Consider the following 13,469-nt stretch of genomic DNA (forward strand, 5'->3'; position numbering starts at 1 on the left):
CCGCCTTTTTCTTATCTGTGCTTGCGACTGGTCCGCGGCTTGGTGACTGGCTTTCGCGTCGTCGGAGGCGCCACCGCGGGTTTCTGCGGCTGGACATAGGTCTCGACATAGATCCGCGGCTTGAACCACGACGGTGCCGCCGGCGGGGCGCAATTCTTGTTCATGCCCACCCCCTTCAGGTAGGCGCGGCGCACCTTGCCCGCCTGGATGGCGTTGTCCATAGCCTTCTGATGACGCTCGGCGCCCGACACCACGCGAACAAGACCACGGAAAGGGATTATGCTGCGCGTCGCACCACGCACGGCGCCGACGGCCTGATTGTTGGCAAACTCCTTGCCCTTCTGTGAGTTGGTGCGCGTATCAGCGGGCGGCGGCGGCTCGTCGAAATCCCGGCCCAGCAGGGCATCAAGCTTGGAAACCTCGGCAGCAATGGCTTCGCAGTGATCGAGACCGGTCAGATCATAGGGCTTGACGACGGCGCTCTGCAATATTTCGGGAATGTCCTGGTGCCTGAGATTGAAATCTTCAAGCGGCGCCGTGAAGGCGTCACCCCAGTCATTGTCCTTCTCGGTGCTGGAACGCATCTGCTCAGGCGACTTGGCGTCACGCCCGCGACTGTCAGCGTTGGGCGCGGACGTATTGATAGGATACTGCGGAGAAGAGGCACAACCGGCCATCGTCATGGCGCCCAGTACGACGCCGAGAAAAATCGCGCCGGCTCTGCGTCGTCCGGCCTTGTCTTGCGTCAAGCTCGTCCCCCTTGTCACCCGAACTCCTAAGCTCATACACCCGCCTCCGCCCGACCGCTTTTTATAACGGTTTCTGGACATAAAAAAACAATACACAAAAAACGGTTCTCGCGCTTGCACAACGCGAAAGTCCCCTCTATGTAGTCTGCCACGTTTTGATCCACCCTTTTTGGTTCCGGGTCAAGCCGTTACGTCTTCATGAGCCCGTAGCTCAGCCGGCTAGAGCATCTGACTTTTAATCAGAGGGTCCTGGGTTCGAGTCCCAGCGGGCTCACCAAGTCTTACCATCGTAGACTTGCGTGACACAATCATGGCGACGAACTATCCCCCGTTTCAAAAAACATGACGGCTTGTAACGCGAGCCCCGTCGCGGGGCGAAGCCAACCGCAATGCGGCGCTTGAGCGTGCTAACGCTGCGCTTCTTGAGCACAGTGCGGAGTCCTCGTGGCCGCCCGTGCGGCGGTTTGAGCTCAAAAAAAGCTAATTAGCATCGACGCGCTTCCGTCGATGCTAATTAGCCATGCGCATCTTGGGCAGGTAGCGGCCGTTTTCGAAACGGTCAAACAACAGATTGGTTTGCGGATGACTGAGCGGCTGCCCTGTATCGTCGGCACACAGGTTACCTTCCGACGCATAGGCGACATAATGGCTTTCGCCATTGACCGCCAGCAAGTGATAGAAGGGTTGATCCTTTTGCGGCCGTACGCATTCCGGAATGGCCTGCCACCACTCCTCGGTATTGGAGAATTCAGGATCGACGTCGAATATGACGCCGCGGAAATCAAACAGGTTGTGTCGCACAACTTGTCCGATACCGAATTTTGCGCGCTGTTCAGACATTTCCAACCTGCTGGTCTCCCGGCCTATCACCTATAGTGCACCCGCTTGCCCGCCAATTTCATGCCCCTTCCCCATTCGGTTGTCACCTTTTATGCATTTTCATGAACGGAGATGGTGCCTCATGGCGACCTTAGGGCAAGTTGCCCGATATCCCGCTGAATCTCATAAAGTTTCAAAAACCGGTTGGCTTTGTAACCGCCTCGTCATAAGGTCTCCCTGAAGGGACGCCGCAATGGCATCCATCCATATCAGCGGGGTATGAGCCATGAGCGGGGCTCCCTCACATACGCGGCGCTATCCCGCCGCGATCGGAGCGCGTGGCGAATCTGGCCGTGATTCGGGTCGCGAGTCTGGCCGTGAATCTGGCACCTACGCGGCGCTCGATCTTGGCACGAACAATTGCCGACTGATGATCGCCTCCCTGCACAATTCACAATTCAAGATTGTCGAAGCCTTTTCACGTATCGTACGGCTCGGCGAAGGCCTGTCGCATTCGGGTCGCCTGCACGACCATGCCATGGAGCGCGCCCTGAAGGCGCTCAAGGTCTGCGCCGAAAAGATCGACAAACGCGGGGTCGCCCGCATCCGCGCCGTCGCCACCCAGGCGTGCCGCATCGCCCGCAATGGTCGCGACTTCATTGCCCGGGTCGAACGTGAGACCGGACTTCGCCTGACCATCATCTCACCCGAGGAAGAAGCCCACCTGTCGGTCATGGGCTGTGCCTCGCTTCTCGACGGACGCGAGGTCAACCCGATCGCCCGCGCCGCCCTGGTCATGGACGTGGGCGGTGGCTCCACCGAACTGAGTTGGGTCGAACTGGACCATCACGACGCACCGCGTCCTCCCCTCCTGCCCCTGCCCAGCGACGCAGCACTCCTCAATGCCCAGATGGATGCCCAGCAGCGCGCCCTGCGCATGGCGGCTCGCATGCCGCGCCCCCGTCACTGGATTTCCCTGCCTGTCGGCGTGGTCAATCTGGCGGAACGCTTCCCGGAGCCGAAAACCGGCGATCCGCAGGCCTGGTTCGAATCCATGGTCGATGAGGTCGCCACACGCATCCGCGATTTTACCGCAGCTGAATCGTTCCGACAGCATTTCGAGTCCGGGGAAGCCTATATTGTCGGCACGTCCGGCGCCATTACGTCCCTGGCCGGCATGCATCTTGGGCTGGAACGTTACGACCGGTCCCGGGTCGATGGTCTGTGGATGGAACACAATCAGTGTCGCGCCGTCATCGAACGCCTGCTGGCCCTGGGCCGTACCGGACGTGAGGCCGAACCCTGTATCGGCCGCGATCGCGCCGACCTGGTTCTGGCCGGCGCGGCCATTCTCGAGGCCGTGCAGCGGCAATGGCCATGCGCCCGCTTGCGGGTCGCCGATCGTGGCCTGCGCGAGGGCCTGTTGCTGTCGATGGCGCGCAAGAAGACACGTCGCCGGCGTCGTGGTCGTGGCCGGCCTGCCGTTGCGGCGGATTGAGGATGGCCAGAAAAAGAAAGGGCGGCCCCTCAGGCCCGCCCCTTTAATTCGTTCTGATGGCTTGATCTATTTCGCCGGTGTCGCCGCCGCAACGGCAGGCGCCGGAGCCGCCAGGTCCTTGGCCGGCAGGTTGACGTCGCAGGCCGAGAAATCAGCGCCCTTGTCCTTGCGTGTGGCATCGAGCACACCCTGGAACTGGGTCGAAGAGGTATCCATAATTTCGATTTGCGGCCGTTCGGCTTCCGGGATATCGGCGAGGACGCGAACCGTCAGCATCTTGTCCGGATTGACCGGCGGCTCACCGATCTTCAGCTTGCGAACCACGTCCAGACCCCAGACAATGGTGCCCACAGCCGTGTAGCGCTTTTCCAGGAAGGAGTTGGCGCCACGCATCAGAAAGAACTGGCTGTTCGCCGAATCCGGTGACGAGTCACGCGCCATACCCAGTGTACCCTGGCAGAACAGGCCCCAGGCACTGGCCTTGCCGTCCGTCGAAATGGTCATCAACTCGTTGACCTGCGACTGCACCGGCATAGCGCCGAGAAAGCCCACCGTGTAGCCCGCGGGCCTGGCAGCAACCACCATCGGGAAGCTGGCATCGTGACGCATGCTGAACTCGCCCTTGACGTCCGGTAATTCCGAACCGCCCATGCCCGTGCCCTTGGGGTCGCCGGTCTGCGCCATGAAGTCTTCGAGCACGCGGTGGAAGATCAGCCCGTCGTAGAAATGCTGGCGCGTCAGGGTCAGCATGCGCTCAACCGAGGCCGGCGCCATCTGCGGATACATCTCGACGACAACGCGGCCCTTGGTGGTATCGATCACCAGGGTGTTGTTGGGATCTGGCGCGCGATAGCCGGGGTCGAGGCTGGCGGCTCCGGCAATACCGGCAAACGCCATAAAGGCTGCCGCCCCCGTCATGAGCGCCTTTTTCAAAACTGACATATTCGATCCCACTGCAATCGTGCTTGTTTTAGCTTCTTACCTTGGCAAGCAGGCGCTTTTCAACACTTTCCGCCACGAAGGGACGGATACTGCCTCCCAATTGGGCTATTTCTTTGACCAAACGCGACGCAATCGCCTGATGGCGCGGATCCGCCATCAGGAAAACCGTCTCGATATCACGGTTCATCTGCTGGTTCATGGCTGTCATCTGGAATTCGTATTCGAAGTCGGCGACAGCGCGCAGGCCGCGAATAATGACACCGGCCCCAACCTCCTGGGCAAAATGCATCAGCAGGCTGGAAAAGGGCCGGACCTCGACCCGGTCGCCCAGATGCTGCGTCTGTTCGGCCAGCATCTCGACCCGCTCCTCCAGACTGAACATCGGGTCCTTGCCGATGTTGCGTGCAACGCCGATCACCAGCTTGTCGACCAGCTTCACAGCCCGACCTATAATGTCACTGTGGCCGTTGGTAATGGGGTCGAACGTCCCCGGATAGAGTCCAATACGCATCTTGCCCCTCTGAGAGCAGGCGGACATAAGAACGCCCGTTATTGAAAACGCTTTCCGACATCTAGCCTTAAACTCGCGCTGGAAAAAGCCCCATTCGCACGCGAACCTGGGGCTCTTTCGCAGACGGCATCAGGTTTCGTTGCTCAGGGACGGAGTCTCATCGGCACCCGCCTCGTCCTCGCCGCTGTCCGGCAGCCGCTCGACCGAGACGACGCGTTCACCTTCCGCTGTGCGGAAGATGGTCACGCCCTGGGTGTTGCGACCGGCGATCCGGACCTTGGAGACATTGGTACGGATCAGTTGCCCCCCCTGGGTGACCAGCAGAATACCGTCCGTTGCCTCGATCGGGAAGGACGCCGCCAGGCGACCACCACGCTTGCTCATATCCATGGCGACGATGCCCTGCCCGCCCCGGCCGGTCCTGCGATATTCGTAGGACGAACTGCGCTTGCCGAAACCGATGTCGGAAATGGTCAGGATATATTCCTCCGCCGCCGCCAGTTCGGCGATGCGCTCAGGCGACAGAGTGGCTTCTTCGGCGCCCTCTTCTGCTTCCTCTTCGGGCGCGGCCGCCGCGGCTTCATCCGTCTCATCGATCGCGCCCGCATTGCGTTGCTGGGCCGAATATTTGAGATAGGCCGCACGTTCCGCCGGCGTCGCCGCCACACGTTTCAGGATGGCCATGGAAATGACCGTATCGTCGCCGTTCAGCCTCACCCCGCGCACGCCTGTCGAGTCACGGCCCTTGAAGACCCGCACTTCGTCGACCGCGAAGCGGATCGACCGGCCCGCCGCGGTCGACAGCAGCACGTCCTGGTCTTCATTGCAGATGGCGACGCCGACAATCGCGTCACCGTCTTCGAGCTTCATGGCGATCTTGCCGGCGCGATTGACATTGACGAAGTCGCTCAGCTTGTTGCGCCGGATGTCACCCGACCGCGTGGCGAAGATAATGTCCTGGGTATCCCAGGTCGCTTCATCCTCAGGCAGGGCCAGGATATTGCTGACATTTTCGCCCGGTTCGATGGGCAGCAGATTGACGAAGGCCTTGCCCTTCGATTGCGGCGTGCCCAACGGCAGGCGCCACACCTTCAGCTTGTAAGCCTTGCCGTTCGAGGAGAAAAACAACATCGGCTGATGGGTTGAGGCCGAATAGACGCCGATCGTGGCGTCCTCGTCCTTCATGGTCATGCCCGACCGGCCCTTGCCACCGCGGTGCTGCTCGCGATAGGCGGCCAGCGGTGTGCGCTTGACGTAACCCGAATGGGTGACAGTGACGACCATATCCTCACGCGAGATAAGGTCTTCGTCCTCAATGTCGCCTTCGCCCTCGGCAATCGCCGTGCGGCGCGGCACGGCGAACTCGGCACGGACCTGGACCAATTCCTCGCGGACGATCGCCAGGATGCGTTCGCGCGACCCCAATATTTCCAGAAAACCGGCAATGGCATCCGCCAGGGCGCGGGCTTCGTCGCCGATTTCCTCGCGGCCAAGCCCCGTCAGGCGCGACAGGGTCAGGGCCAGAATAGCGCGCGCCTGTTCATCGGTCAGGCGGACTTCGCCATCTGCCAGCACGATGGACCGCGGGTCGGCGATCAGGTCAATCAACGGCTTCATATCGCCGGCCGGCCATGCCTTGCCACAAAGACGTTCGCGCGCCTGTGCCGGATCGACCGACGTGCGGATGATGTGGATCACCTCGTCGATATTGGCAACGGCAATGGTCAAACCTACGAGGACGTGACCCCGGTCACGCGCCTTGTTAAGTTCAAAGCGAATGCGACGGACAACGACGTCCTCGCGGAATTCCAGGAAGATGTCGAGCAGCTTGCGCAGCCCCATCTGCTGCGGCCGGCCATGGTCCAGTGCCAGCATATTGACGCCGAAACTGGTCTGCAGGGCACTGAAGCGATAGAGCTGGTTGAGCACCACATCGCCCGAGGCGTCGCGCTTCAGCTCGACCACCATGCGCATGCCCTGGCGATCGCTTTCGTCACGGATATCGGCAATGCCTTCGATGCGCTTGTCGCGCACCATTTCAGCGATATGCTCGATCAGCGCCGACTTGTTGACCTGATAGGGCAGTTCGGTGACAATAATGGCTTCGCGATCCTTGCGGATCGTCTCGATACTGGCCTTGCCGCGCGTCACGACCGAGCCGCGACCTGTCATCAAGGCCTGACGTGCGCCGGACCGGCCCAGGATTTCGCCACCCGTCGGGTAGTCGGGCCCCGGTACGATGTCGAGCAACTCTTCCAGAGAAACGGAAGGATTGTCGAGCAAGGCCAGGCAGGCATCGACGACTTCGCCCAGATTGTGCGGCGGGATATTGGTCGCCATGCCGACGGCGATACCGCCAGCGCCATTGACCAGAAGATTCGGAATGCGTGCCGGCAGAACCGTCGGCTCTTCTTCCTTGCCGTCATAGTTGGGTTGAAAGTCGACCGTGTCGTTTTCGATATCGGCCAGCAAGGCCGTCGCCGCGGTCGACATGCGGCATTCCGTATACCGCATGGAGGCCGGCATATCGCCGTCGACCGAGCCGAAATTGCCCTGACCGTCGATCAGCATAAGGCCCATCGAAAACGGCTGCGCCATGCGAACCAGCGCCATATAGACCGACAGGTCGCCGTGCGGGTGGAAGCGACCCAGGACGTCACCGACCACGCGGGCGCATTTCGAATAGGACTTGTTCGGCGTCATGCCGAGTTGGTGCATCGAATAGAGGATACGGCGGTGGACGGGCTTCAGCCCGTCGCGCGCGTCGGGCAAGGCGCGCGACACGATAACGCTCATGGCATAATCGAGGTACGAGCGTTTAAGCTCGTCCTCGATCGAAATATGGCTGATTCCCTGTTGCGGCGGCACACCGCCGCCACGCGGGCTTTCCGCCTCTGGTAGCTGATCGCCGTTGGTTATGTCGTTCATGCCATCAATATCTTACTGTGAAAACGGTACCGGTCTGCCTAGGTAGAGCCTAGAACGGGATTTCGTCATCCAGATCGAAGCTCTGCGCCGGACCGGACGCCGCTGCCTTGGGACCCGAAGAGGCCGGCGGACCGCCATAGGCGTCCTCATATTCGTTGTAGCCGCCCGAACCACTGCTTTCGCCACGGCCACCGCCATCGCCACGGCCGCCCAGCAGGGTCAGTTCGCCGCGGAACTTCTGCAGCACGATTTCCGTCGAGTACTTTTCAACGCCCTGTTGATCGGTCCATTTGCGCGTCTGCAGGCTGCCTTCCAGATAGACGGTCGAGCCCTTGCGCAGATATTGCTCGGCGATCTTGGCCAGGTTGTCGTTGAAAATAACGACGCGATGCCACTCGGTCTTTTCCTTGCGTTCACCTGTCGCCTTGTCGCGCCACTGTTCGGACGTAGCGACCGTCAGATTGGCGACCCGGTCGCCGGAATTGAGGGTACGGATTTCCGGATCCTTGCCGAGATTACCGATAAGGATGACCTTGTTGACACTACCTGCCATGGGATTTGCCTTCTTCTTATGTGCCGCACGTGAATTCCCGGCGCGATTTCTGCGGGCGGGGCGGCAACGACTCGTTCGCCCGACATTAGAGACTTTATGCGGCCGCGCCAAGCTTTACGGCGCCGCTTCGGCCAAAGGTTAACGATTTTCTGTTGATAAGTTCGCATTTTGTTCCGTAACCTTTCGGCACGCTGCGACGTAGGCTATTATGACATGGAACGGAGCAACTCATGCGTCGCCTGATCCCCCTCCTTGGACTGTTACTCATGTCGACATCCTGTGACGCCGGCCCCAAATCCGCGCCGGCCGTTATCGAACTGTTCCAAAGCCAGGGTTGCTCGTCCTGCCCGCCGGCCAATGCCGTTCTCAACGCCCTGGCTGACCGCGATGACCTGATCACGCTCAGCTTCTCGGTCAACTACTGGGACTATCTCGGCTGGAAGGACCGTTTTGCCCGGCCCGAATATACGGCGCGCCAGCATGACTACGCTGCCGGACTGCACAATCCCAATGTCTATACGCCGCAGATGGTGATCAATGGACGCGGCGCCATTGTCGGCACATCCCGGGCGCAGCTCGACAAGGCCCTGACCCAGTTCGCCCGCAGCGGCGCCGAACCGGATATCACCACGGACGGCGACCACGTCACCATTGCTACTCAAACCGGCGGCAAGGCGTCGGTATGGCTGGCGCGTTACGATCCCAGGAGCCTGGACGTTCCAATAAGCGCGGGCGAGAATGCCGGCCGCACCCTGCCCCACCGCCATATCGTCAAGCAATTGACGCAACTGGGCGAATGGAACGGTGTGTCCGCCAGCTACAGCCTTCCGACGCCACCGGAGCAGGGGCTGAAAACTGTTATCCTGCTGCAGAATGGCCGGGGCGGCCCGATCATCGCAGCGCGTGCGCTGTAGGCGTCTACTGCATTACTTTTTGGGGGGAACGTCCGCCGGATCCTGGGTCACGATAATGCCCTTATCGGTCTTTTGCGGCAGGTTGTCGGGGATTTCGACCGTACGCGGCGCCTTATCCTCGGGTTCTTCGCTGACGATCGAACCGGGTTGGACCAGCTTGCCGTTTGCCTTGACCAGGAACGGGAAGCGTGGGCTTTCATACTTCAGCGACATGCGTACTTCGGTATTGGTCGCCCACAGGAAGTTGCCATTATAGGCGCCTTCGGTCACTTCGCCTGCCGTGCCGGTACGCAGCATGTCCATGCGCGCATTGTAGACATAAACAGCGCAGTGTTCGAGGTCGGGCTGCTTGTGAGCAATGGAGTTGAACGTGATCGTGCCGTCGGCCGGATGGCCGATGAAGTAGCATTCACCTTCGACGTTGGGCGCCTTGACCGGCTTTTCGCAACCCGTCAACGCTACCAGGGCCACACCGGCAAATCCAAAGGCCAGAAACGCTTTCGCTATCATATCGGTCACCTTACTTTATTGTCGGCACGGAGCAGCCCTGCCCCTGTTCGACCAAGGTCCGGAACGTGCTGTTATCGTCCGAAATTTCCACGCGCCGCGGCACCAGGCGCAGGGTCTTGCCACCCCAGCGACCATAGGAGGCATTGCCCGGATTGACGCAGCGCCCATCATACAGCAGCTTGACGCACTGGCCCAGGGTCAGATTATCCGACAGGCGGTTCCAGGTGTTGGAATTGTAGCGCAGGCAGGTATCGGTCGGCCCGGCAGCGACCTGGGTATCCGGCACGACCTCGGCGGTCGGCTCCGGCGTCTGGACAGGTTTGACAGGCGTTCCCGGCACCGTCGGGCCCGCCGAGGCCGGCGCCACGGGTACGGGCGCCAGGGACCCGGTCGGGGCCGCCGCCACATTGCCGTTGTCGTCGAGCCCGACGTCCAGCGCGCCGGTGGCGACGCCGTTCTTCTTGGCGCACTCAGCCAGGGTGAGTTCGCCGGCATCGGCGCCATTGACGTAACAGCGCAGGGGCTTCTTGGAATCCATCGACGCGGTCGCATCTGCGATATCGATCGTAATGCCGGTCTGGCCGTCATTCATCTTGGGATCGGCCTTATGGCCCTTGTTCAGCGCAAAAGCGGCAAAGACCGCCAGTCCGATCATCACAGCCGCGCCAATAGCAATAAATTGCCAGCCCTTGTTGCCCTTAACTGCCATCTACTCCCCCTTCGGCGCATGCACCAAAAGCGCTTTCCAATGCGGGTGCGCGAAGCGTGCGATACGCGCCCCAAACCTGGCACGACCGGAACGGAGCTGGGATAACAGCTTGAACGGACAGGCGCTTGCCGGCTTTCAACTTGCAGGCGGCACGCGAAACCGAGTTTCGCGCGCTGCCCGAAGTTTCACTAAAGGCCCTGTTATCCGCCGCCTGTCAAGCGATTCAAGGCAGCCTGGTAGTTGGCAATCTGGTTGGTCAGGTAGGCCGGCGCCGTCCCGGACGTATTGCCCTTCTTCTTGGCGTCCGTTTCCTGCGGATCACCGTATTTCAGGTAGTTATAGGCTTTCTGGACGTTCTTGATGACCGTCTTCAGCGAATCCAGTGCGTCCTTGATATTGGCATCGGTCGCCAGATTCAGCGAGCCGTCGAAGTCCAGCCCCAGGCCCTTCTGGGATTTCAGGTAGTTGGACTTGGAGGCGTCCATAGTCTTGTTGGCATCGGCCGAGACGACCCCGGCGTGCAGCCCCAGGCCTTCCAGCGCGTTCTTGCCCGACGGGCCGGCGACAAACTCCATCCTGCTGTTCGAATTGGCCGGCTTGATGTCGAGCACGCTCATCGGCTTGCCGACGACCTTGGTGACCTCGACCTTGAGGCGATAGCCCGACGCACGGACGATCTTCTTGGCCAGGCTTTCCATCGTCTCATTGGCATCGATGGTGATGGCCTTTTTGGTGCCCGAGGAATCCATCATATAGAACTGGTCGCCCGTTCGCACACTGGTCGAAGCCGTGATACGCGACGTCGCCTCGGGCTTGCCATTGGCGCCGATCGCCAGGTCCTTCTGCTCGATCGTACCCTGCGGCAGGCCCATCAGGTCGAGAACACTGGAGCCGCCCTTGGACACCGCGATGGCATTGGGCGACACAACGCCGTCCTGGCCGCTGTACCGCGTCTGATATTCCACCTCGCCGTTGTCGATATTCAGCCGCGCCAGATAGGCGTCTTTCGTGCCCTTCTTGGTGCTGCTGGTCGTCGTACCGTCGATATCGCCCGACGTACTGCCCGATATCCACGCCTTGCCGTCGGAGAACTGCACCTTGGCGTCCTTTTCGACGCCGGCGCCGCCGTAATAGGCGACCTTGTCATCCGAAGTGTCGCCGAGGTCCGAATTGACCGACAGGGCGAACGCGTCATAGCCGCCGGAATAGTTTTTGGTCGTGTTGCTGGTCGCCTCCATCAGCTTGTCCGAGCCGGACGAGCCGCCGACATAGACCTTGCCATTATAGACCGACAGGCCGCTGATCGAACCGCCGCCGATGCCACCGAGATTGCGCGACGCCGACTGCGTCGCCGTGTAGACGGTCGAGGTCGCGGTGTGGCTGACACCATGGGAATCAACCGTCGTCTTGGTTTCGTCATGCGAGCCCAGCGTATAGCTGCGCAGGACGGCATTACCGTCTTCGATGCCGGCGGAATACAGTGTATTGCCATCGACGACGATTTGCGATGTCTGGTCGCTGTTGACCGTGCCGGTCTGGACCGTAAATTGCGGGCTGCCTGTGCTGGAAAAGCCCATGACGTAGCCATCATAATTGCCGCTGGCCCCGCCCGTAGCGCCAGCCATCAGCGACTTGGACTTGCCACCGACATAGACCGAACCGTCGTCACCAAAGGCAACCGACGTCGCTTCATCCTCGGCCGTCGCACCTCGGCGTTGGGTCCATTCCTCAATACCCTGGGCGTCGAAAACGGTGACAAAGCTGTCGCTGATCGACGGATTGACGCCGTTGACACTGGATGTGGTCGTGCTGGTCAGGGTGACCGCGGAGGTCCCGCTGCCGATGACCTTGGTGGTCGTATTGGAGATATTGAGCGCGCCGGTCACCGATCCCGCAATGGCGATCCGGCCGTCAGCCGATACCGACATGGCGTAGCCAGACGCCGTTTCGGCCGAACCCAGGGTGCGCGTAAACACCACCTTGCCGGCCGAGTCGTACTTGATCAGGGCGACGTCCTGCGTACCCTTGATATCCTGATTGTTGATGCCGCCTTCGACGTCGGCCAGCACAAAAACCGATCCGTCCGGCCCTGACACGGTCTGACGCACGGTCTTGATCTCATCGGGCAGGTCGGTCTGCGCCTCTTCCCCGGCCGTCCAGAACTTGTCGCCAACCTTGGAAATCGGGTCTGATACGACACCGTTCGGGTCCGACTGGAACTTGATCAGTTGCGTCCCGACATTGGCGCCGGTTTCCGTCACCGTCTTGCCACTGGCGTCCTTGGTCGTCTTGCCGGCGTCGTCCTTGACGACGGTCTTCTTCTCGGGATCGCCCGTCGTCTGGACAACATAGACCGAGTCGGCCTTGACCGGGGCGCTCATGGTCAGCGCCTCGGTCGTCACACCCTGGATCTTCAGCCCGAAGCTGTCGGCGCCCTTGGACAGTGTGATCGTCTTGCCGTTGACAACCTGGGTCTCCGGCACGGCGGCCGTGCGGTTGACCACGAACTTGGTCTGCAGTCCCTGCTCTTTCAGCTTGGAATTGATGAAGGAGACGACATTGGACATGGACCGAGTCTGCGTGCCCATATCAGCCAGGTCGATATCGACCGAGAACGGCGTCGCGGTGCCGATCTTTTTGACCGACATGCTGAACTTGACGTCGCCCTCGAACGCCTTGACCGATGTCGTCGCAGATCCCTTGTGGATGGCGGGCCCGGTATAGACCGTGTTGGTGCGCGCGGTGCCGACCGTATTCTTCAATTCCTGGGTCAGCGTGCCTTCACTGAGGGCAACGTGATCGTATTTGGTGTCCTGGATATAGGACTGGACCTCTTCCATGCCGGACGAAAAGCGACGGCGAATCGCCGCCATGGTCAGGTCGGAATTCTTGCTGTCCTGCGCCTTGGTCGCCAAACCTTCGAGCGCAGCCAGCCCCTGGTACAGGGTGAACAGCTTGCCATAGTCGGGCGACGCGCCAACGACATTGGTCGTGGCCGCATTGGGATTGATGAAACGGTGCCCGGCCATGACGTTCTTGACCAGGGGACTATCGGCTTTTTCGCTTTGCCCAATGCTCCATGGCGTGCGCGGCGCAACGGACGAACCCGTGGGCGATGCCGTGGTTGAGGTGGCTGAGGACAAGGCAGAATTCGTCGCAGCCGCGGTCGTACCGTTTTTGGAGTTGTAATAACTCGTCAGCAATGATGCGTCGAACGTGATCACGGTAGGAATTTCTTGCCGGGTAAGGGTTTGCTCAGGCTGTCAGTATGTCCGAACAATCCTTAAGAAGCGTAAACTTTTGTCGGTTAACGGGTCGTGATTGCGCGATCGCATG

The 13,469-nt window shown here is 60.7% G+C and carries 11 protein-coding genes and 1 tRNA gene; 3 read left to right on the top strand and 9 right to left on the bottom strand.

Annotated elements, in window-relative coordinates:
- Positions 1-11 precede the first annotated feature (11 nt).
- Positions 12-749 (bottom strand): hypothetical protein, encoded by a 738-nt coding sequence (locus tag AC1DXO_RS17100; protein WP_476979375.1) that lies wholly within the window; start codon positions 747-749, stop codon positions 12-14.
- Between the two features lie 200 nt (positions 750-949).
- Between AC1DXO_RS17100 and AC1DXO_RS17105 the strand changes: the two genes are divergently transcribed.
- Positions 950-1,026: transfer RNA gene (locus AC1DXO_RS17105), tRNA-Lys, on the top strand.
- A gap of 233 nt (positions 1,027-1,259) precedes the next feature.
- On the opposite strand, the gene hspQ is transcribed toward AC1DXO_RS17105, so the two are convergent.
- Complete coding sequence (gene hspQ / locus AC1DXO_RS17110) at positions 1,260-1,589, bottom strand: heat shock protein HspQ (protein WP_476979376.1); 330 nt, start codon at positions 1,587-1,589, stop codon at positions 1,260-1,262.
- Between the two features lie 265 nt (positions 1,590-1,854).
- Here hspQ and AC1DXO_RS17115 point away from each other — a divergent pair, with 265 nt between their 5' ends.
- Positions 1,855-3,066 carry a Ppx/GppA phosphatase family protein gene (locus AC1DXO_RS17115; protein WP_476979377.1) on the top strand — a complete coding sequence of 404 codons (1,212 nt, stop codon included), beginning with the start codon at positions 1,855-1,857 and terminating at the stop codon, positions 3,064-3,066.
- 66 nt (positions 3,067-3,132) lie between these two features.
- On the opposite strand, the gene AC1DXO_RS17120 is transcribed toward AC1DXO_RS17115, so the two are convergent.
- The 4 genes from AC1DXO_RS17120 to ssb all read right to left on the bottom strand — a co-directional run bounded on the left by AC1DXO_RS17120 (position 3,133) and on the right by ssb (position 8,000).
- The gene (locus AC1DXO_RS17120; protein ID WP_476979378.1) at positions 3,133-4,008 is read right to left on the bottom strand and encodes a peptidylprolyl isomerase; all 876 of its coding nucleotides are present in this window, start codon (positions 4,006-4,008) and stop codon (positions 3,133-3,135) included.
- Positions 4,009-4,036: 28 nt separating this feature from the next.
- Positions 4,037-4,519, bottom strand: coding sequence for a pantetheine-phosphate adenylyltransferase (gene coaD, locus AC1DXO_RS17125; protein WP_476979379.1), 483 nt, complete (start codon positions 4,517-4,519; stop codon positions 4,037-4,039).
- 129 nt (positions 4,520-4,648) lie between these two features.
- Complete coding sequence (gene gyrA, locus AC1DXO_RS17130) at positions 4,649-7,447, bottom strand: DNA gyrase subunit A (RefSeq protein WP_476979380.1); 2,799 nt, start codon at positions 7,445-7,447, stop codon at positions 4,649-4,651.
- Between the two features lie 49 nt (positions 7,448-7,496).
- Complete coding sequence (ssb, locus tag AC1DXO_RS17135; protein ID WP_476979381.1) at positions 7,497-8,000, bottom strand: single-stranded DNA-binding protein; 504 nt, start codon at positions 7,998-8,000, stop codon at positions 7,497-7,499.
- 266 nt (positions 8,001-8,266) lie between these two features.
- Between ssb and AC1DXO_RS17140 the strand changes: the two genes are divergently transcribed.
- Complete coding sequence (locus tag AC1DXO_RS17140) at positions 8,267-8,914, top strand: DUF1223 domain-containing protein (protein WP_476979382.1); 648 nt, start codon at positions 8,267-8,269, stop codon at positions 8,912-8,914.
- A gap of 12 nt (positions 8,915-8,926) precedes the next feature.
- Here the strand turns inward: AC1DXO_RS17140 and AC1DXO_RS17145 are convergent, their stop codons facing one another.
- The 3 genes from AC1DXO_RS17145 to AC1DXO_RS17155 form a co-directional block, all read right to left on the bottom strand.
- Positions 8,927-9,424, bottom strand: a complete 498-nt coding sequence (locus tag AC1DXO_RS17145) for a hypothetical protein (protein ID WP_476979383.1) — start codon at positions 9,422-9,424, stop codon at positions 8,927-8,929.
- Between the two features lie 10 nt (positions 9,425-9,434).
- Positions 9,435-10,133 (bottom strand): hypothetical protein, encoded by a 699-nt coding sequence (locus tag AC1DXO_RS17150; protein WP_476979384.1) that lies wholly within the window; start codon positions 10,131-10,133, stop codon positions 9,435-9,437.
- A 200-nt stretch (positions 10,134-10,333) separates the two neighbouring features.
- The gene (locus tag AC1DXO_RS17155) at positions 10,334-13,357 is read right to left on the bottom strand and encodes an autotransporter outer membrane beta-barrel domain-containing protein (protein WP_476979385.1); all 3,024 of its coding nucleotides are present in this window, start codon (positions 13,355-13,357) and stop codon (positions 10,334-10,336) included.
- Positions 13,358-13,469 lie beyond the last annotated feature (112 nt).

The sequence above is a fragment of the Asticcacaulis sp. P2_C5 genome (genome assembly GCF_056404555.1).